General features: G+C 53.9%; 15 protein-coding genes, 1 tRNA gene and 1 pseudogene. 11 read left to right on the top strand and 6 right to left on the bottom strand.

The genetic code is table 11. The features are described from left to right. Window positions 1–3 precede the first annotated feature (3 nt). The 3 genes from prfH (at window position 4) to namA (ending at window position 2,465) form a co-directional block, all read left to right on the top strand. A complete protein-coding gene (gene prfH, locus J3P35_RS06750) occupies window positions 4–624 on the top strand; it encodes a peptide chain release factor H (protein ID WP_210463566.1) in 621 nt (206 codons plus the stop codon). Between the two features lie 111 nt (window positions 625–735). After that, window positions 736–1,230 (top strand): hypothetical protein, encoded by a 495-nt coding sequence (locus J3P35_RS06745; RefSeq protein WP_210463565.1) that lies wholly within the window; start codon window positions 736–738, stop codon window positions 1,228–1,230. A 167-nt stretch (window positions 1,231–1,397) separates the two neighbouring features. After that, window positions 1,398–2,465 (top strand): NADPH dehydrogenase NamA, encoded by a 1,068-nt coding sequence (gene namA / locus J3P35_RS06740; protein WP_210463564.1) that lies wholly within the window; start codon window positions 1,398–1,400, stop codon window positions 2,463–2,465. Between the two features lie 119 nt (window positions 2,466–2,584). Here the strand turns inward: namA and J3P35_RS06735 are convergent, their stop codons facing one another. After that, window positions 2,585–5,488, bottom strand: coding sequence for a triple tyrosine motif-containing protein (locus J3P35_RS06735; RefSeq protein WP_210463563.1), 2,904 nt, complete (start codon window positions 5,486–5,488; stop codon window positions 2,585–2,587). Between the two features lie 239 nt (window positions 5,489–5,727). On the opposite strand from J3P35_RS06735, the gene J3P35_RS06730 reads away from it, so the two are divergent. Next, on the top strand, window positions 5,728–6,033 hold the full coding sequence (locus J3P35_RS06730; RefSeq protein WP_210463562.1) for a hypothetical protein: 306 nt from the start codon (window positions 5,728–5,730) through the stop codon (window positions 6,031–6,033). 125 nt (window positions 6,034–6,158) lie between these two features. On the opposite strand, the gene J3P35_RS06725 is transcribed toward J3P35_RS06730, so the two are convergent. Next, window positions 6,159–6,602: a nuclear transport factor 2 family protein gene (locus tag J3P35_RS06725; protein ID WP_210463561.1), complete on the bottom strand. Its 444-nt coding sequence runs from the start codon at window positions 6,600–6,602 to the stop codon at window positions 6,159–6,161. Between the two features lie 173 nt (window positions 6,603–6,775). On the opposite strand from J3P35_RS06725, the gene J3P35_RS06720 reads away from it, so the two are divergent. Then, window positions 6,776–7,519, top strand: coding sequence for an SIMPL domain-containing protein (locus tag J3P35_RS06720; RefSeq protein WP_210463560.1), 744 nt, complete (start codon window positions 6,776–6,778; stop codon window positions 7,517–7,519). A 217-nt stretch (window positions 7,520–7,736) separates the two neighbouring features. Here J3P35_RS06720 and J3P35_RS06715 read toward each other — a convergent pair whose 3' ends face one another. After that, on the bottom strand, window positions 7,737–8,423 hold the full coding sequence (locus J3P35_RS06715; RefSeq protein ID WP_210463559.1) for a hypothetical protein: 687 nt from the start codon (window positions 8,421–8,423) through the stop codon (window positions 7,737–7,739). Window positions 8,424–9,118: 695 nt separating this feature from the next. Beyond that, entirely contained in the window at window positions 9,119–10,258 is a 1,140-nt protein-coding gene (locus J3P35_RS06710) for a cystathionine gamma-synthase (RefSeq protein ID WP_210463558.1), read from the bottom strand. A 124-nt stretch (window positions 10,259–10,382) separates the two neighbouring features. Here J3P35_RS06710 and J3P35_RS06705 point away from each other — a divergent pair, with 124 nt between their 5' ends. From J3P35_RS06705 to J3P35_RS06685, 6 genes and pseudogenes are all read left to right on the top strand, one after another. Beyond that, window positions 10,383–11,078, top strand: a complete 696-nt coding sequence (locus J3P35_RS06705; protein WP_210463557.1) for a TVP38/TMEM64 family protein — start codon at window positions 10,383–10,385, stop codon at window positions 11,076–11,078. Window positions 11,079–11,159: 81 nt separating this feature from the next. Further along, a tRNA-Arg gene (locus tag J3P35_RS06700) sits at window positions 11,160–11,233 on the top strand. A gap of 811 nt (window positions 11,234–12,044) precedes the next feature. Further along, window positions 12,045–13,478, top strand: coding sequence for a PKD domain-containing protein (locus tag J3P35_RS06695; RefSeq protein ID WP_210463556.1), 1,434 nt, complete (start codon window positions 12,045–12,047; stop codon window positions 13,476–13,478). Between the two features lie 384 nt (window positions 13,479–13,862). Beyond that, window positions 13,863–14,669 (top strand): hypothetical protein, encoded by an 807-nt coding sequence (locus tag J3P35_RS06690; protein WP_210463555.1) that lies wholly within the window; start codon window positions 13,863–13,865, stop codon window positions 14,667–14,669. A 156-nt stretch (window positions 14,670–14,825) separates the two neighbouring features. After that, window positions 14,826–15,176 (top strand): annotated as a pseudogene (locus J3P35_RS22285) (PKD domain-containing protein); the annotation flags it as partial. 291 nt (window positions 15,177–15,467) lie between these two features. Continuing rightward, complete coding sequence (locus J3P35_RS06685; RefSeq protein ID WP_210463554.1) at window positions 15,468–16,262, top strand: Kelch repeat-containing protein; 795 nt, start codon at window positions 15,468–15,470, stop codon at window positions 16,260–16,262. A gap of 186 nt (window positions 16,263–16,448) precedes the next feature. On the opposite strand, the gene J3P35_RS06680 is transcribed toward J3P35_RS06685, so the two are convergent. Together J3P35_RS06680 and J3P35_RS06675 are read right to left on the bottom strand one after the other, a co-directional pair. Then, entirely contained in the window at window positions 16,449–16,937 is a 489-nt protein-coding gene (locus J3P35_RS06680; RefSeq protein ID WP_210463553.1) for a DUF4188 domain-containing protein, read from the bottom strand. Between the two features lie 277 nt (window positions 16,938–17,214). Next, window positions 17,215–18,576 carry an alpha-amylase family glycosyl hydrolase gene (locus J3P35_RS06675; protein ID WP_210463552.1) on the bottom strand — a complete coding sequence of 454 codons (1,362 nt, stop codon included), beginning with the start codon at window positions 18,574–18,576 and terminating at the stop codon, window positions 17,215–17,217. Window positions 18,577–18,745: the final 169 nt, after the last annotated feature.

Below are 18,745 nucleotides of genomic sequence, written 5' to 3'. Positions count from 1 at the left end.
CCCATGAGAGAGATGGAAATGATCATGCAAATCACCTCGGGCCGAGGGCCTGAAGAATGCTGGCGCGTGGTAGCCCAGGTGCAGGAAATTCTGTTCAAAGTAGCCCGCGCGCAAGGGCTGCAGGTACTAGTACTGGAATCTGTGCCGGGCCATTTGCCCAACACGCTGCTGTCTTCGCTTATTCTGGTGAAAGGGCCAGGCGTAACTGAATTCCTGAAGCAGTGGCAAGGCACCGTACAGTGGATATCAGCCAGTCCCTTCCGGAAGTATCACAAGCGCAAGAACTGGTTTATAGGTATTCAGGCCATTGACGCCGCACAGGCCTTCACCTGGCAGGAGAAGGATGTGGTATATGAAAGCATGCGGGCCTCGGGACCAGGCGGTCAGCACGTGAACAAGACCGAGTCTGCGGTGCGGGCCAGGCACCTGCCGTCAGGACTTGCGGTGGTAGCCTCGGAAAGGCGCTCTCAGCACCAGAACAAAACCGAGGCCCGCGAGCGCCTGCAGGAAAAGCTTCGGCACTGGCACCTCCAACAGGCGGCTCTGCTAGCCCGGGACCAGTGGGAACAACACCACTCCCTGGAAAGAGGAAACGCCATCAGAACATTTTCTGATAAGTTGTAACAAAATTGCCGGCGAAGCGCCTTAATTGCTTTTCCGGCAATTTTTCTTTCCGGTTTATCAGACTTCTCCTCCCGTTTTGTATTTTACCTCCCCTACTAAACCCAAACCCTCATGAAAAAACTTTTCCTCCTGCTGGTGCTAAGTGTCTGCACCCTCACCGTGTTTGCCCAGGAAGTACCCAACTACTCGTCTGTCTCGCTGGCGGCCAAAGAAGATTACGCCAAAGCCGAAAGCACCGTCCTGCAAGCCACCGATTACCTTATCTCAACGCCTTTTGACAAAAATAATCCGGAACGGCTCCGGGCCATGCAGTTTATTCTGAAGTGGATGGAAGGCACCCCGGATTTCACCTTCCAGATTGACGAAACCCCGGTAAAGATCTCCAGCGGAAACTCTGACCTACTGGGATTGTACCTGGCCTGTGCCTCTAAATTCTGCATTGAGAACCGCAGCCTGGCCAAAGACGCCAAAGCCGTCAAGTTGAATGCGCTGAAAACCCTGGTGACTTACAGCACCAACCCCACTTACAAGGTGAAGCAAACCGGCGAGCTGAAGAAAGTGATCAAGGCCTCTGAGAAAGGCGAACTGGAACAATACGTAGGCTAAACTTGCCGAGTGTCCACCTTTGGGAAATCCGTTTTAGGGTTGTTTTCTACAAAACAACCCTAAAACGGATTTCCCTTTTCGGGCATTAAAAGTTCATCCTGCATACACAAGCCGCCATCAAACTCGTAAGCACTGGGAATAAATCAACCTTGCCAATTCACATTTCTATGAGCACTCTCTTCTCTCCCCTGCAGATAAAAAGCATACAACTCAAAAACCGCATTGTGGTCTCACCCATGTGCCAGTACTCCAGCCAGGATGGTTTTGCCAATGACTGGCATTTAGTGCACCTGGGCAGCCGGGCCGTGGGTGGCGCCGGCCTGATCATCCTGGAAGCCACGGGCGTCTCGCCGGAGGCCCGCATCACCCCAGACGACCTAGGCATCTGGAAAGACGATCACGTGCCCGGCCTGAAACGAATTGTCTCTTTCCTGGAGGCGAACGGCTCGGTGGCCGGAATTCAGTTGGCGCACGCGGGCAGAAAGGCCAGCTACCGCTCGCCCTGGAAAGGAGGCTCTGCCCTGCACCCCGGCGAAGAAGGCGCCTGGACCACCGTGGCGCCCAGTGCCATCCCTTTCCAGGAAGGTGGCATCACGCCATTGGAACTGGACCAGGAAGGCATCCGAAAGGTGATAACAGACTTCAGAACCGCGGCGGCCAGGGCACTGGAAGCTGGTTTCAAGGTGGTGGAAATTCATGGCGCGCACGGTTACCTGTTGCACCAGTTCTTCTCCCCGCTAAGTAACCACCGCACCGATGAATACGGCGGCTCTTTTGAAAGCCGCATCCGGCTGTTGCTGGAGGTGGTGGCCAGCGTGCAGGAAGTCTGGCCGCAGGATTACCCGCTATGGGTCCGCATCTCGGCCACCGATTGGGTAGAAGACGGCTGGAACGAAAATGATTCTGTGCAACTGGCCCGCATTCTCAAAGACAAAGGGGTGGACCTCATTGACACCTCCACCGGCGGCAACGTGCCCAAGGTACGCATTCCCGTAGGGCCTGGCTACCAGGTGCAGTTCTCGGAGAAAATCAGGAAAGAGGTCGGTATCATGACAGGTGCGGTGGGCATGATCACCACCCCGCAGGAAGCGGAAAACATAGTGGCCAGCGGCCAGGCCGATGTGGTACTATTGGCCCGCCAATTACTCAGAGACCCCTACTTCCCGCTTAGGGCCGCCAAACAGCTGGGCGTGGACCTGGAGTGGCCGCCGCAATACCAAAGAGCCCGTGACTAAAACCTACCTAAGACTTTACCTTGTAGGTAATATGCATCCGCCCTCGGTTTCAGGCCTGTTTTCTGTAAAACAGGCCTGAAACCGAGGGCGGTTTGTTTAACGCGAAAACCAGAAATGGCTTAAAACTTCAGCATGAAATCGGTGAGATTCTCGCTACGGTCCAGGCACAGACGTTTCCTTAAACGGTAGCGGCTGATTTCCACGCCCCGCACCGAGATGTTCAGCAACTGCGCGATGTCTTTGGTGGTGAGGTTCAGGCGCAGGTAGGTGCTAAGCTTGATTTCCTGCGGGGTGAGGTTGGGGAACTGGTCCTGGAGCCGGTGGATGAAATCGCCGTGCACGTGGTTGAAGTGGAGTTCAAACTGCTTCCAGTCTACCTCGCTGGTGATGTTCTGGTCAATGCTTCGGATGATCTTTTTCAATTCCTCCTGCGGGGCAACGGACCCGCCGTTGTTCAGGATCTCCTGCAGTTCCAGCTTCACGTTGCTCAGCAGCTCGTTCTTGTTGATGAGGTGGATGGTGGAATAGGTCAGCTCACGGTTTTTGTGGTCCAGCTCGGCCTGGAACTTCTCGTTGCGCAGGCGGTCAATTTCCTGCTCGCTCTGGTTGGTGATGTGCCTGATCTCAATTTCCTTCTGGCCCAACTTGCGCTCTTTGTCGAGCAGAATGCGGCGTTTCTCATTCTTGAACCGCTTGTCTAACTGGTAGAACGCCGCTCCCAGCAGCAGCAGCCCCACAATGGTGTATACCATATAGGCCCAGGTGGTACGGTAAAAAGGCGGATTCACCACAAACGTGAAGCTTTTGGCCTGGCTCACGGTACCGTAGATATTACGCGCCCGCACCTGGAAAACATAGGTCCCCTCGGGCAGGTTGGTGTATTCTTTCTCGGTTTTGGTGGTCCACTCAGACCAGCCAGTGTCAAAGTTCTGCAGGAAATATTGGAACTGCGTTTTCTCGGGCTTTTCGTAAAAAGAGGCCGCATACACAAATCGCAGCGAGTTAAGGGCGAAAGGCAGCTCGGTATCAGCGGCGTTGTCCAGCAGGCGCCCGGAGAGCAAGAGCGAATCTGCCTCGTTGGAGATGGTGTACACCCGGGCCAGACGCGTATGAAACGGCACCATGCGCTTGCTTTTGGCCGCGTTGTAATGGATGAATCCTTCCTTGGCCCCGAAAAGCACGTTGTTGATGTCCAGCACCTGGATGGAGCTCAGGTCATCATTCAGTTGCTCGCGCAGGTTCTTGAACAGCTGGTCCTCCAGCGTCGGTTTCCCGAATTTATCAAACGTGATCTTGCCCACGCGCTGGTTAGAGATAAAGTAGATGTTGCCCTGCACGTCCTGCTCCATCTCAATCACGTGCTCATTGGGGGCAAATAACTTTGAGTACTGCTTGTCCTCCACAAACCGGTCTTTGGCCTTGTCAAACCGGTACACGCCAACGAGCGCGGGAAAGATGAGCTCGTTGCCTATCTTCTCCATGTTCACCAACTGGTCTGAGGGCAAACCGTTTTTGGAGTTGTAGAACCTAACGGAGGCGATTTTCTCCTGTTTCTGGTCCAGCTTTATCCGGAAAATGCCTTTGTAGCCGTGGGCCATCCAGAGTTCGCCGTCTTTGTCAAAGGCCAGCACCCTGGACGACTCATCCAGGCCCGGCAGGTTCCGGAGGAAACTTACCCCCTGCTCCGTGGCCGAAAGCAGGCCTATGCCATTGTAGCCACCCATCACCACTTTATCCGGTGCGTTGGGCAGCGGCACAAACTCCCAGGCTCCTATTCCGGTGGCCGCATTCAGCAGGGTAGCCTGCCCGTCTTTGATCAGATAAGGCCCGTTGTGGTGGCCCATGAGCACCTGCCCTCCCACCTGGTCCAGGTGGTAGACTTGTCCGGTACTGTTGGGCACCAGGGAAAAACGCTTCTTATTGGTTGATACCTCAGAGACATACAAGCCGCTGTTGGTGCCCACATACAAGGCATTCCCCTTCTGCAGGGCCGCATAGCCGGTTCCAGACAAGCCTGTGGTGCCATCCAGCCGACTAAAGGGCGAGCTCAGCTCTACCATGGCAATCCCGTTGTTCAGGCCCAGCCAAAGGTTCTCCTGGGTGTCCTGGTACACGGTGTGGATGGTATTGTCCAGCAGGCCTTCCTGCATGGTGGTGTTCAAGAGCAACTGCCCCTGGTTGTTCACCAGCACCAGCCCTTTGTTTTGGGTGGCCAGGGCAAAATTCCCGTCTTTGAGCAATAGCGCCTGGTTGATGATGAGCCCGCCCCCGGTCAGGTCCGGCGCCATCTGGAACGGAGTCACGGACTGACCGTCGTACAGATAAGCCCCATCCCGGATGGTGAAGATGACAAGCTGGTTTTTGGCGAAGGGCAGAATGGAGGCAATGGGTTTCTCCGCGAAGAAGCCTGTGCCGGGCAGCAGACGCAGTTTATTGTTCTCTAACAGACCCAGTCCCTTGCCCACCATGAGGGTATAGATCTCTTTGTTTACCTGGTAGGAGAAACTCAAGGGGCTGCCCGGCGCTATGACCTGAAGCTTTTTGCCCGGGGTATAGGCGTAGATATTCTTGAAGGTGAAAAAGTACACCTGGCCATCCTGCTCATAGATGCGCCAGACCTCGTCAAAGTTGCGGTACTTCTGGGGCAGGCTGTCGGCGAGAGAGAAGTACTGGAGTATGCCCTGCTTATTGGGCTTGTAGAACCCGAAGTTGGCCTGGCTGCCCACATAGACCCGGTTATCCTTGCCCACATACACAGCCCGCATTTTAATGCCGTTTTTGGAAGAATGCAGTTGCCAGGTGGCACCGTCAAATTCCAGCAAACCAAAGTTATTGGCGATGTACAGCACCTCCCGGTCATCCTGCACAATGCCCCAGCTCTGGATGCCTCCCTTGAACTCCTCGGGCTTGTAATTCCGGATGATAGGATTGCCGAAGAAGTAATGCTGGGCCTGGACTGTTGAGGTGACCGCCATCATCAGCCAGACCAGAACTAACCGTAACAGAACCCCTTTGCTTCGCATACTTAATGCAACTTTAGAATTTTAGTCTATAAATGTAATGATGTATTTATGGATATTTAATTATAAGTTTAAGTTTTTTAATAAACCAACACAACTACACCCAAAATGCCTTTCTTCCCTGCCTGTATTATTCTGATGTAGTGGCCCAGGCCCATTTGATGTAGCCTCTTGCGTAGCGTATCCGTTCAGCCTGCCTACCTATACAGGCGGCAAATAAAACCACCTGAAAGTGACGGCTCATGAAAGAAAAGCTTCTCAATTCTTTTAGCCAATACCCAGGTGAGATTGGTTTTGCGCTGGCCTCCGGCTGCAGGCAGGTCATCTTTTTCACCTTCAGAGCCAGCCGCCTGGCCAACGCCACTTACAACTGGAAACTTCCCTCAGGAGCAACCCTGGTGAGCAGGCAGAACTCTCCGGAGGTAGTCATCAATTGGGGCAAGAAACCCGGCAAGGTGCGGGAGAAAGTCCAGCACAAAGGTGAGACCTACTCTAAAGTCAAGACCGTGAAAACCAAACCAGCTTCCTGTAACCTCTCCTCGCTGTAGAAGACACTAATTTGAAGGCCCGAACCAAGCCTTAAGTTTTATGGCTCTTTTCAGGAAAACAAAGCAAAAACGCCAGCTATAGTAGCTGGCGTTTTTGCTTTTATGGCTTGATCAGAAAAATCGGTTTACAGTTTGTAAGACTGGCGGGCCAGGAGCTTCCAGGCACTGCCCTGTTTTTGCCACACCTGCATCACGCCCAACTTCACGCTTCCGGGAGTGCCGCTGTCATTCGTCTGCCCATAGAGCTTGTGCCGCACAATGGCGGTCTTGCCGGTCACCTGGATGGTTTGCTCGGTGAGGTCCATGGTCACGAAATCAGACTTACCGCTCACAATGGCCTCCACGAAGGCCGCTTTGTTTTCTACTTTCCCGCTGGAGTGCCCGTAGCTCAGGGCATCCGCCACCATCGCTTCCAGCGCCGGGCGCTCTCCCGTGATCATGGCCTTTTTCAATTGCTCCACGGCGGCGGCCACCTGCTTTTCATCCTTGGATTGCGCCTGGGCGGAAGCCAAACAGCCCATCAGGAAAATACTCAGGAGGCTCAGACATCTGCTCACGTGACGATTCATTGGCTCAGGGGTTTGGTGTATCTAAAGATAGCCATTCTTCTTGTAGCACCCTTCTGCTGGTTTGGAATTCCTTTGCGGGGGGTGGCGCCGCTAAACATTTCTTCATCGTTTTTATGGAAAACGGCGCAAACCAGCATCATGGTGGTTGATCTAAACCTCTTTCTCCCTGCCATATGAAAAGATATCTTCTCCGACCGTTCGCCGCACTCCAGGTGTGGCCTCTTCTAGTATTGGCCCTACTATCAGCTTGCAGTCCGCAGGCGGCGGCTCCGCCCCGGAACGTAAAGGTGCTGGGCTTCGGCAGCGTTACTTCTTACCCAGACCTGGCCGAAATCACCGTGGAATCTTCCTTTACCAAACCCGCCATGAGAGATGCCGTGCAGGAGATGAAGCTGGTGACCGAGGAGGTGCTGGCCCTGTCCCGGCAATTCACATCCAAGCCCGAGGACATCAGGATCAGCAGTGTCTCGGCAAACAAAGAATACCAATATTTGCGGGACCAACAGAAATTCATCGGCTACAACACCTCGCAGTCCATCACCATCAAACTTACCAACCTCAAGCGGCTGGAGTCTTTCATGGAAGGCCTGCTGAAAACCCGCATCAACCGCATCCAGCACATCCGGTACTCCCACACCCAAGCCGACAGCCTGCAGCGAGAAGCCGATTTACTGGCCCTCAAGGAAGCCTCCAAAACCGCCGACCAACTGTGCCGCACCTCAAACGTGAGCAAGGGCCAACTGCTGGAAATGGCTAATTACAACTCAAGAGGCCGTTCCATGGTTGGCGATGCGGTAATGGCCGAGGAGACCAATATGCGGCTGGAGGCCAAAGGCATAGGCACTACCGGGCTGCGCATGACCCCGGACCTCATCATTTTCAGCAGCACCTGTCACGCCACCTACGGGATAGACTAGATTAACAGAAGCGGCTCTGGCTGTTTCCTCCAGTAGAAATCCTGGTTCAAGCACAAACCCTGGTTCAAGTTTTCAACTTGGACCTACATTGCCCGGAAGTTTGCAAATCTCGTGAGGCGACGGCCTCAAACTGGCTCCGCCGATTTGGAAAAGGAAGCTTCACTACAGAATGGATCGGCCTACCTAAGACGTAACCTTCAGGATGGAGTTACTTCCTTTATAGCGTGAACGGTGGTTTCTCCTGGTTTCTCCAGATGGTTTGGGCCAGCTCGTTCAAAGCCAAACGCGTGCCTCTGAAACCTTCGGCCAGGAGGGCGTACACCTGCGCCAGTTCCAGCTGGTAGGCGAGTTTATGGTTGGCAGCCGTCTTGAAACTGGACCTGCCCACCGATTCATAGAAAGAAGAATCCGGGGCACCGCGCTGCTGCCGTTTCTCAATCCAGGCGTGGAACATGCCGGAGAGGAAAAGCGCGTAATTCCCGATGTGGACCCTGATGAGAAAGGCCTCAGCGGCCGAGGCCTTGGACAGCGCCTCCAGCATCTCCACGATGTAATGGAACTGCTGGGGCATTTTCTCGTGGGGCGAGTGCATGCGCTGCACCGAGGAGAATTGCCAGAGCAGCGCGCCAATGTAATCGGCGAGTTCGCGGTCTTCTATGCCCTGCCGCCGCAGTACCGTGCGGGCCAGCACATAGAAATACAGCTGCTGCGATACCGCTACTTGCCCTTCCCTGGAAAGCAGGGCTTTGGGCAGGGCCTCATGGTCCAGCATCTCGTCTCGGCACTCAGGGTCGCTGAGCAGTTCTACCAGACTGATGCGCTGCCCCTTTTGGCTGGACAACACGCTGGCCACGAAATCAAAATCATTGGCAGTGAATTGAGCTCGGCAATTGGCTAATACCATCGGTCACGCTCCTTTCCATTGGGTAACTGAATATACAAAATTGAATTCTGATAAGCACGAAAGTCCTTATCTTCTTTCCTTATAAAAACGGGATTGAATTTTGGAAGGTTATCCACCAGAAGCTGTAATCTGGCTCCTTAGCTGTTTTAGCCCTCTTTTCAGAAAGCCGGCCCAAAAACTATTTCAGTGTCTAATGATGATATGTAGGGGCAATCCCTTGTGGTTGCCTTTGTTCGGTGCTGAGTGCAGTTTCGTTTGCCCATGATAACACCAACAACGGCATCCGATGTTCACGCATTCCGTCCCCCTTTGAAGGGGGTAGGGGGATGACAAGGCCGTTTGAAGAACCATCTACATCAGCCATGAAACGATTCATAATGTAACTCGGGAACGCCAAAACCAGCACGAGCAATCATCCCCCTACCCCCTTCAAAGGGGACGAAATGCGCACCACGGTTGCCGCCGTTGTTGCGTGTTCTCACCAATAACCAGAACTGCGGTAAATTGCGCAAGGGCAACCACAAGGGATTGCCCCTACAAGACACACAAACAGCGGCTGCTTCAAGTCTGTTTTTCAGAAAATCGGCTTAAAACGAAAAAGCCTGCCCGGCATTAACACCAGACAGGCTTTTCTCTCTATTGACAGGAATTCAGTCACCCAAATTCACTCAATCATTCAATCTCTCATTCAACCATTACCCAATCGCTTGCTCCAGATCGGCGATGAGGTCTTCTACGTCTTCAATGCCCACGCTAAGGCGGATGAGCGAATCAGACAGGCCGCCTTTGAGGCGCTCTACCTGCGGAATGCTGGCGTGCGTCATGGTGGCCGGGTGCCCGCAGAGCGACTCCACGCCGCCCAGTGACTCGGCTAGGGCAAAGTAGTGCAGTTTCTCCAGTACCTGGATAGCAGCCTGGATCTGGTCGTCCTTCAGCTCAAAGGAGATCATCCCCCCGAAATCACGCATCTGGTCCTGCGCGATCTGGTGGTTAGGATGATCCTGGAAACCCGGCCAGAACACTTTGCCCACTTTGGGGTGCTGGCGCAGGTACTCGGCAATCCTGCGACCGTTCTCGCAGTGGCGCTGCATACGGATGTGCAGGGTCTTGATGCCGCGCAACACCAGGAAGCAGTCCTGCGGACCGGGCGTGCCGCCACAGGCATTCTGCAGGAACGCCAGGCGCTCGGCCAGTTCATCGTCCTTTACCACAATGGCGCCCATCACCACGTCTGAGTGACCGGCCATGTACTTGGTAAGGGAGTGCATCACAATATCGGCGCCCAGGTCTAGTGGGGTCTGCAGGTACGGCGTTGAGAAGGTGTTATCTACCACCAGCAGCAGGTTGCGTCTCTGGCAGATCTCGGCGGCGCCTTTGATGTCAATAATATTGAGCAGCGGGTTGGTAGGCGTTTCTACCCACACCATCTTGGTTTTCTCGGTCACATACTGCTCAATGGTGCTGATATCGGCCATGGACACGAACTGGAACTTGATGCCGTACTCCTGGAATACCTTGGTGAAGATGCGGTAGGTGCCACCGTAGAGGTCATTGGTGGCAATGACCTCATCGCCGGGCTTCAGCATCTTGATAATACAGTCGGTGGCAGCCATACCCGAGGCGAAGCACAGGCCGTGTTTTCCGTTCTCCAGCGCCGCGATAGAGCTTTGCAGGGCGCTGCGGGTGGGATTGTGGGTACGCGAATATTCATAGCCCTGGTGGTCGCCGGGGGAGCGCTGCACGTAGGTGGATGTCTGGTAGATGGGCGTCATGATGGCGCCGGTGGTTGGGTCTGGCATCACGCCAGCGTGTATGGTCTTGGTTCCGAATTTCATAGAAGTCTTATACGGTAGTAGCGGCGCAAGTTAGAGAATTGAAGGCAAGTTTCCAGTTCGGGTTTGTTCGGCGACCGAGGCGGTTTTCCCGTACTTTCCAGAAAATACCCGATATTCGGCGCTTATGTGGAAGAAACTCCTGAAACAAAATACTGGTACGCTTCTTTATTCCCTGTTGCTGGTGGTGATCCCGGTTTTGGCCAGTTCCGGGCTGGCACTCTGGCTTTACCATAACCAGGAACTGCTCCAATCCCTCTCCCCGCTGCAGCAGATCCTCTATTTCCTGGTTGTCTCCCTCACCATGGCCTTTGCCATCACGCCCACCACGTTTGTGGCGCTGGCCACCGGCTTCTTCTTCGGATGGGGTTCTTTCCCGGGGGTGGTGATCTCTTATGGCGTGGCGGCTTTGATTGGCTATGCGGTGGCCAGGCTCATTGACCATGGCAAGATGACGGCTTTCCTGCACCAGTTCCCCAAGGCCGAGGGGGTGATGAACGAACTGCGGGAGCACAGCCTCAGCCTGATCATTCTCACGCGCATCTCGCCGGTGCTACCCTTTGCCTTTATGACCTTTGTCTTGTCGCTGGTGCAAGTGCCCCGCGGCCGGTTCCTGTTGGCCAGCATGCTGGGGATGTTGCCGCGCACCATCTTCTTTTTCTGGATGGGCACCCAGGCCCAGGACCTGCTGGCCCTCCTGAAAGACCCCAATGCCGGCACCTCGGGCAAGCTTTTACTGGGCGGTTTGGTGGTGATTTCCCTGGCAGGCCTATATTTTTTACTGAACAACGCAATTAAAAAAGCCTTAAACAGAAGCAGATAGCATTTTTCTGAAGTTTTTTTCACCCTAAGACTTGCGCAAACCAAAAGAAGGGTATACCTTTGCAACACTAAATCAAACGATGGTCACGTAGCTCAACTGGATAGAGCATCTGACTACGAATCAGAAGGTTTGGGGTTCGACTCCCTACGCGACCACATAGAAATTTATAAACGCCTGTTCTGCAATGCATTACAGGCGTTTTTCTTTTAGTGCGTACACATACACGTACAACTTTTGCTTCCCTGCGGCATTTCATCCCTTAAAAAGCTATGTCCTAGAGTGCATAATTTTCTACGCATCTTCCCTTTTTTACGCAGCATAGTGACATACCCCGGTAGCTTGTATTTGAGGGTGGGCGTGTTTCCCCGATAGAAACGCTTTGGGTCAGACTGGTAGATCGGATTTCGGCAGGGCAGTTCATTTTCATGGAAAGAGTAGGCCGACCTTTAATGGATGTACGCTAGAAAGGAAAAACGGATGTTCTGCTACTCCGCTGACACATTAGTGCATACAAGATCAGGCAGCCCTTTGCACCACTTGGAGGATTTACCTTCATCACCTTGGCCGAACATGACAGTAGCCACCCTCCAGCGAGCGTCTATTCAATTAGGAGAGGGTGTATACGCCGGTGGGCCTAAGTTCCGGCAGGCTCGGTTGTATGGGTCCTGCTGAGGGATTGGTCTTTGAGGATGGTATGTTGAGTATAGCATATTTTGGTATTATTTAGTATATTGTATTAAATAAAACGTATATGTAATAGGAAGCTCCTATCAATTCCTCAATCAAAATTCAAGCTATATAGCTGCCGTCTCCTCTTCCCGTTGACGGGCAGATCGGCAAACAGCGCCGCCTCAGTTCCCGGTTTGCCTCTTATGTGCCCGTCGGCCTCCCTGGAAAGCCATTCCCCCAAGTCCGGCTTGTTCCGTGCCACTCTCCACAACCGAAGCACATTTAAAAGCCGCTTTTATGAAATCACTCCTAAAGGCATCAATGGCACTGCTGCTGGCGGCCCTCCCCTTCGCCTCCTGCGATGACGACGACGAAGGCACCGTTCCTGAAACTATGCTCAAAGCGGACGCCGGCCCCGACCAAACCATCAATTTATTCAGCCCTGCCCGCCTGGACGGCAGCAACTCCACCAGCCCAGACTCGCGTGTCACTAGCTATGAATGGGCCAAGGCCTACGGTCCAGACGACTTCCGGATACAATACGAAGATTCCGCCAAGACTGAGGTATACAACCTTGTCGTGGGTATCTACGGATTCGCGCTTACGGTCAGGGATGCGGCAGGCAGGGTGTCCAGCGACACTGTGCAGGTGACGGTGAATCAAGGGGACGTCGAGCCCCTCTGCGACCAAACGGACCGTCCCGTCGTCAATGCCCGCCTCGTTCCCTTCGGCACCCTCTCGGAGGCAAGGTCAGGGATGGCAGCGGCGGCGGCCGGCACTAAGGTACTGTTCGCGGGCGCCGCCTTTTCCGGCGCCGGAATCAACGGCTACGGCTCCTCCCGGGTAGATATCTACGACGCTGCCACCGGCACCTGGTCAACGGCCCGGCTGAGCGTGGCGCGCTCTGCTATTGCGGCCATCGCCGCCGGAGGCAAGGTATTCTTCGCCGGAGGCAGGCTGCACGGCGGCGGCACCGGCACCCCTGACCTGAACTTTTCCACGGTGGATATCTATGACACGGCGACGGGCACTTGGTCAGTGGCCTCACTGAGCGAACCACGGGCGTTTGTCTCGGCTGCGGTCCTGGGGAACAAGGTGTTCTTCGCGGGTGGGGAGAGGGGTGCAAACTATTCAGTCTCAGACAGGGTGGACATCTACGACCTTTCCACAGGCCAATGGTCCACCGCCACCCTAAGTGAGCCCCGGGGGCTTATCGCCGCCGTATCGGCCGGAGGCAAGGTGTACTTCGCGGGTGGGCAAAAGGAGAGCTTATGGGACTCCGTGCCTTCCGACAGGATCGATGTGTACAATGGGGCGAGTGACTCCTGGTCCACAGACTCCCTAACGTATCCGATGGGGTCCCTGAACGGCCTTGCGTTGGCGGATGAGGTATACTGGCTGGGGGGCTGCACGATGGAGAGGAGAAACGTGAGGACGGGCGAAACCTCTGTTGAGCAGCTGTTCAAACCCGCCACCCCTAACCCAATGAATAACCAAGCCGTGGTGAAGGACAACAAAATACTCTTCTTCAGGGGTGCCGGGGATGACGCCCACATGTTCGACATCTACGACCTGGCTACCCGCACCTGGTCCATCGGGGTGCTACCCCAGGATGTGATAAATTATAAAACCATTGTCTCCGCCGGCAACGAGGTCTACCTAGCGGGGGGCGCCACCTATGGAGGAAATCTAATTTCCCTTTCAAATCAGGTTTGGAGGCTTGAGTTCTGAGATAGAAGAATCGTGGATAGCAGGAATTACGCTTACTGACAGAAAGGTGATGTTCCTACGCGACCACTTAAGAACGAGCCACTTACGAGAACAAACTTGTGAGTGGCTTTTTTGTTTGCACACATTTTGCACACAAACCAATCCTATCATTCAGTTGATTGCGGCTCCGCAATCCCTGCAGGAATCGGTTCCCATTGTTCCGCCCTTACATCAACACACCCGCTACCTACATTCGCAACGCCCCCTTCCTTTCGCAAAGGTTCCACCTTATAACTTACTGAATAGCAGACAAGATAGCCTACAATTACCTTTCATCTGTCAAATCTTATCTGTAAATTATATAAGGGATCACAGGATCCATTCACAGTTAAAAAAAGCAGTATCATGAAAAGGACAACCATTCTCGCTGTGGTATTGCTCTGTGTCTTCGTAGCACAGCTGCAAGCCCAAACTTCCCCTTCCATCGTAGGAACCTGGGAGATGCTCTCCATGACCGGGAAGAACGAAGACGGCGAACCCATTAATCGGGACGTAAACGCGGTGAAGCAATACAAGGTCATCACCCCCACCCACTGGATGTACGTGGTGAAGGGCATGGTAAGAGACACCCTGCGGATGGGAGGTGGCTATGGAACCTACACCCTGACAGGCAACAAGTACGTCGAGAAACTGGACGACCCCACCACCACCGCCTTCACCATGCGGGTCGAGGGAGACAGGCTCTTCCAGGACGGCCATATCCTGCTGCCCGATGGCAAGAAAGTGGAACTCCACGAGGTGTACCGGAAGGTGAACGGCACCCCCAACGCAGACAAGTCACTGGTGGGGGCATGGAACCTGGTCTCCTCCTACCATATGGAGAACGGCAAGAGGGTGAACGACCCGGTCAGCAAGGAATTTCAGCTTATTACCCCCACGCACTTCATGTTGGTCGGGAGAAACGGGGAAGAGGTAAAAGCAGTGATCCTAGGCTCCTACACCCTCTCCGGGAAAAAGATGGTGCCTAAGTTCATTTTGGCGCACCCACCGGCAAATGAGACAGACAAAATAGACGTAACCACCAGAATCCAGGGAGACAGGTATGTGATGAAATTCATTGTCACCACACTGGCCGGCAAGGTGCATGAGTGGGGTGCGACCTACCAGAGGGCCGACAGGAAACCGGCAAAAGCAGTAGCCGGCACAAAGTAGGGACTACCCCAGTTTGACGGATATATCGGCAACCAGCTCCGCTTCTGGCTTGCCTATTGAGTACCCTTCAGCCTCCCTGAAATGCCATTCTGCATCGCCAAGGCGGATTGTTTCATGCCATTCTCCTCAACCGAAGCACATTAAAAAGCCGCTTTTATGAAACCACTCTTGAAAGCATCCATGGCCCTGCTGCTGGCGATCCTTCCCTTTGCCTCCTGCAATGATGATGACGAAGGCACTGGACCGGATATGGTCTTGAAAGCAGACGCCGGCCCGGACCAAACCATCACCCCCCCGCCGAACAGTGTCGTTCTTGACGGCAGCAACTCCACCAGCCTCAACTCACAGATCACAGGCTATGATTGGACTAAAACCTACGGTCCAGACTATTTCCGGATAGAATCCAAAAATACCGCTAGAACTGAGGTTTACAACCTTGTCCCAGGCAACTACGGATTTGTCCTGACCGTGAGGGACGCGGCGGGCAGGGTGGCCAGGGACACCGTGCAGGTGACAGTGAACTCAGGGTTCGTAGATATCTCCTGCGATAGCACCGGCCGGCCCTTAGTCACCGCCCGGCTAGTACCCTTCGGCACCCTGTCAGAGGCGAGGGCCATGATGGCAGGAGTGACGGTTGGCACTAAGATAATGTTTGCGGGCGCCTCATGGTCGGCCGCGGGCATTAACGGCCAAGGCTCCTCCCGGGTGGATATCTTCGACGCGTCCACTGGGCGGTGGTCGACGGCTCGGCTGAGCGAGGCGCGCTCCGCCATTGCTGCGGCGGCAGTCAGTGGCAAGGTGTTTTTTGCCGGAGGCAGGCTGTCCAGTGGCGATATTGGCACCCCCGACCTTTATTTCTCCACAGTCGATATCTATGACGCGGCCACGGGTGCCTGGTCGGTGGCCACGCTGAGCGAGCCCCGGGCGTACGTCTCGGCGGCGACCTTTGGCGACAAGGTGTTTTTCGCGGGTGGGGAGAAGGATGCGAATTTCACTCCTTCTGACCGGGTGGACATCTACGACTTGTCCACCGAGCAATGGTCCACAACCACCCTGAGCGAGCCCCGAGGGCTTATCACCGCCGTAGCTGGGGGCGGGAAAGTGTTTTTTGCGGGTGGGTACAAGGATAACATGTGGGAGCCAACCCCCTCAAACAAGGTGGATGTGTATGACGGTGCCACAGGCTCCTGGTCCACGGCCTCCCTGAACTATACTATGGGGCATTTGGCCGGCCTTGCCGTGGCGGACGATGTCTACTGGCTGGGAGGCTGCGCTATGGAGAAGTGGAACGCGACCTCGGGGGAAATCTCCTTCGCCCCGCTGTTCCAGCCCGCCCTTCCCGGGTTTATGGCGAACAACGCCGTTTTGAAGAATAACAAGCTACTCTTCTTCCGGAATATAGGGCAAGATACCCACCGGTTCGATATTTACGATCTGGGGACCCGCACCTGGTCGATCGGGGTACTGCCCCAAGATGCGATCCAATATGAAACTATCGTCTCCGCTGGCAATGAAGTCTACCTGGCGGGGGGTGCCACCTTTGGAGGGAATCTATTTTCCCTTTCAAACCAAGTCTGGAGGCTGGAATTCTGAGGTGAGTGCTTGTCCAGGAGCATGGCCTTTCCCTCACGGCTGGGAGTAGAAGGCCAAGCTCCTGGACAAGCACTTTGTGAAGGTGGCATATCGGGAAAATCTCAGTTCAAATTTAGTTCTCCTGTTAATGTCGGTTCCCGGTTGAAAATAGGTACATAAGGCTTGCACTCATAAAGCGCCAATACGTTAGCGGCTGCCAGTGCTTTTTAGGGAAATCCTTTGGGCAGAATATTCTCTACTACCAACAGCCGGCACTAAGTCACCAACTTTACCCAAGCCATATCTGGGCATGTTGTTGTAAATACACTCGTACTCTCCGGCCCTGACCTTGTAGGTTTCATGCCAGATGCCTACATCACCATTACTTTTTATTTTGGTGTTGAACTCCTTCCAGGCGGGGTAATGGTAACCCGTTCTGCCTTTGGCATAAGCCTCCAGTTGTTCAAACGATTTCCAGTACTGAACAATCACCGGCAGAATGCCGCCGTTAAATTGAAAGCCCAAAAAACCCCTCTCCGGTTTCTGAGAAAGCTCTTTCAGCATCTTAGGCATGGCTCTTGCCACTGGTAACCATTTATGAAATTTCCAAAAGCGATTGATACGCATTCCAATCAGGAACACCACAAAATCGCCCTCCAGATTAACAGTCATGCGTTGGTTAATTGTCTTTGCCATATGCAACAAGCATTAAGATTATGATCATTAGATGAATTGCTGCTAACTTACTGTTGGGCTAAAGGCTCCGGAGTTCCCTCAGCCGAGGCTGAAGTTCAGGTGTTTGTTCTTTGGCAATACTGCTGACTTACAACTTCTGTTTTTGTATCATTTTTAGGAAAATAGGCTCTAAAAGCAAATCATAATCTCTCCACCAATAAACTAATTTATTTGAGCTGCCTGCAGCCTCAAGTGCTTATAATTTTCCATTGGCTTAAATAAACGGGCCTTCAATGGCTTATTTGGAATTGTATTCATACACCGCATAACCCCATGGTCGCATATTCCATTTTTTGCTGCTTACAGGCTCCTTTGCACCCTTGAAAACATTATAGGCACTCCCGATCAACGATTTCTCCTTTATGGTGATCGGCTGTGGGGTACCGGAAAAGTTAAGAATCACCAATACCTTCTTCTTCCCTTTTTCCCGCACGAAGGCATACACTGCCCTCTCATCCCCCGCACTTACTTTCTGGAAAGACGCGTCGGCGGATAGGGCGGCGTTCCTTTTCCGGAGGTTAAGCAGAGTTTTATAGAACGAGGCTCTTTGGAGTTTGCCGAAGGTCATGGGGTCCTTGTCGAAGAATTTCAAGGCCCGCAGGACCGGTTCTTCCTGCCCGCCGTAGATCAGGGGGACACTGCTGGCCATGGTTTGGGTGAATACCGCGAACGGCGCATGCACCGGGCCGGGGAAAGTCCCGTAGTCTGCCTTGTTCCAGCTGTTCTCGTCGTGGTTGCTGGTGAAGTACATCTGGATGGTATGGGCGGGGTACATCCGGTCACTCTCCTGCTTCACGCTATCCAGGCTGAAGGCCGGTCTTTCGCCCTTGGCCACCTTCTCCATCATCTTGAACATGTGCCACGGGTAGACCGCGTCAAAGCCGCTCTTCGGTAGATAGGCGCTGTCTCCCTCGGCCAGCATGAAAAGGCTCTTCATCTCCTTCAACTGGGGGATGCACCGGCGCCAGAAGGAGGCAGGAACGTTCCAGGCCACGTCGCACCTGAAACCGTCTATTCCTGTGCTGGAGACCCAGTATTTCATGGCGGCGATCATGCTATCCTGCATCACCGGGTTCTTGTAATCCAACTGCCGGGTGTCAGCCCAGTCCACCGCCATGGCCGCCTTCCCGGTGCTGTCCCGCACGAAGAAATCAGGGTGCTGGGTTAGCCACCGGTGGTCTCCGCCGGTATGGTTGGGTACCCAGTCGATGATGACCTTCATTCCCTTGTCATGGATAGCCTTTACCACCTGCTTGAAGTCTGCCATCGTGCCGAACTCCGGGTTGACGGCGGTGTAGTCAGAGACGGCATAGTAGCTCCCCAGCGAGCCTTTCCGGTCCACCTTGCTGATGGGGTGAAGCGGCATGAACCACACCGTCTGTACCCCCATCCCTTTCAGGCGATCAAGGTGTTTGGCGAAAGCGTTCAGGGTGCCTTCCGGTGTGTACTGCCGGACATTCACCTCATAGATGTTGCCCTGCATGATCCAGGCCGGAGGACCGCTGGTGGTTCCACTTGTGCCGCCGATGGAGGCTTTATCCTGGCAAAAACAGGAAAGCACAAGCAATTGGAGCAGGAGGGTGCTGAGTACTTTCTTCATCTTGGGTAGGTATTAGATAATGAGGATATATTCGCCTTAGACTTAGTTTATATACGGCGCCCTCATGCAAGAGGCGAAAGCCGATTTACCTCTTGACCAGCGTTTTATAGCACCAACCTTACGCACCCTTTCTCTGTTATTGAGGTGTTTTTGGAAAAGCAGCCTGAAA

Source organism: Rufibacter roseolus (assembly GCF_017916365.1).
GTDB lineage: Bacteria > Bacteroidota > Bacteroidia > Cytophagales > Hymenobacteraceae > Nibribacter > Nibribacter roseolus.
The sequence above is the reverse complement of the archived record's forward strand: the minus strand, read 5'-3'. Positions and strand labels throughout refer to the sequence as shown.

What these genes read in the sequence shown, in the direction of transcription:
- prfH (WP_210463566.1), top strand. Translation starts at nt 4, where the DNA reads ATGAGAGAGATGGAAATGATCATGCAAATCACCTCGGGCCGAGGGCCT.
- J3P35_RS06745 (WP_210463565.1), top strand. Translation starts at nt 736, where the DNA reads ATGAAAAAACTTTTCCTCCTGCTGGTGCTAAGTGTCTGCACCCTCACC.
- namA (WP_210463564.1), top strand. Translation starts at nt 1,398, where the DNA reads ATGAGCACTCTCTTCTCTCCCCTGCAGATAAAAAGCATACAACTCAAA.
- J3P35_RS06735 (WP_210463563.1), bottom strand. Translation starts at nt 5,488, where the DNA reads ATGCGAAGCAAAGGGGTTCTGTTACGGTTAGTTCTGGTCTGGCTGATG.
- J3P35_RS06730 (WP_210463562.1), top strand. Translation starts at nt 5,728, where the DNA reads ATGAAAGAAAAGCTTCTCAATTCTTTTAGCCAATACCCAGGTGAGATT.
- J3P35_RS06725 (WP_210463561.1), bottom strand. Translation starts at nt 6,602, where the DNA reads ATGAATCGTCACGTGAGCAGATGTCTGAGCCTCCTGAGTATTTTCCTG.
- J3P35_RS06720 (WP_210463560.1), top strand. Translation starts at nt 6,776, where the DNA reads ATGAAAAGATATCTTCTCCGACCGTTCGCCGCACTCCAGGTGTGGCCT.
- J3P35_RS06715 (WP_210463559.1), bottom strand. Translation starts at nt 8,423, where the DNA reads ATGGTATTAGCCAATTGCCGAGCTCAATTCACTGCCAATGATTTTGAT.
- J3P35_RS06710 (WP_210463558.1), bottom strand. Translation starts at nt 10,258, where the DNA reads ATGAAATTCGGAACCAAGACCATACACGCTGGCGTGATGCCAGACCCA.
- J3P35_RS06705 (WP_210463557.1), top strand. Translation starts at nt 10,383, where the DNA reads ATGTGGAAGAAACTCCTGAAACAAAATACTGGTACGCTTCTTTATTCC.
- J3P35_RS06695 (WP_210463556.1), top strand. Translation starts at nt 12,045, where the DNA reads ATGAAATCACTCCTAAAGGCATCAATGGCACTGCTGCTGGCGGCCCTC.
- J3P35_RS06690 (WP_210463555.1), top strand. Translation starts at nt 13,863, where the DNA reads ATGAAAAGGACAACCATTCTCGCTGTGGTATTGCTCTGTGTCTTCGTA.
- J3P35_RS06680 (WP_210463553.1), bottom strand. Translation starts at nt 16,937, where the DNA reads ATGGCAAAGACAATTAACCAACGCATGACTGTTAATCTGGAGGGCGAT.
- J3P35_RS06675 (WP_210463552.1), bottom strand. Translation starts at nt 18,576, where the DNA reads ATGAAGAAAGTACTCAGCACCCTCCTGCTCCAATTGCTTGTGCTTTCC.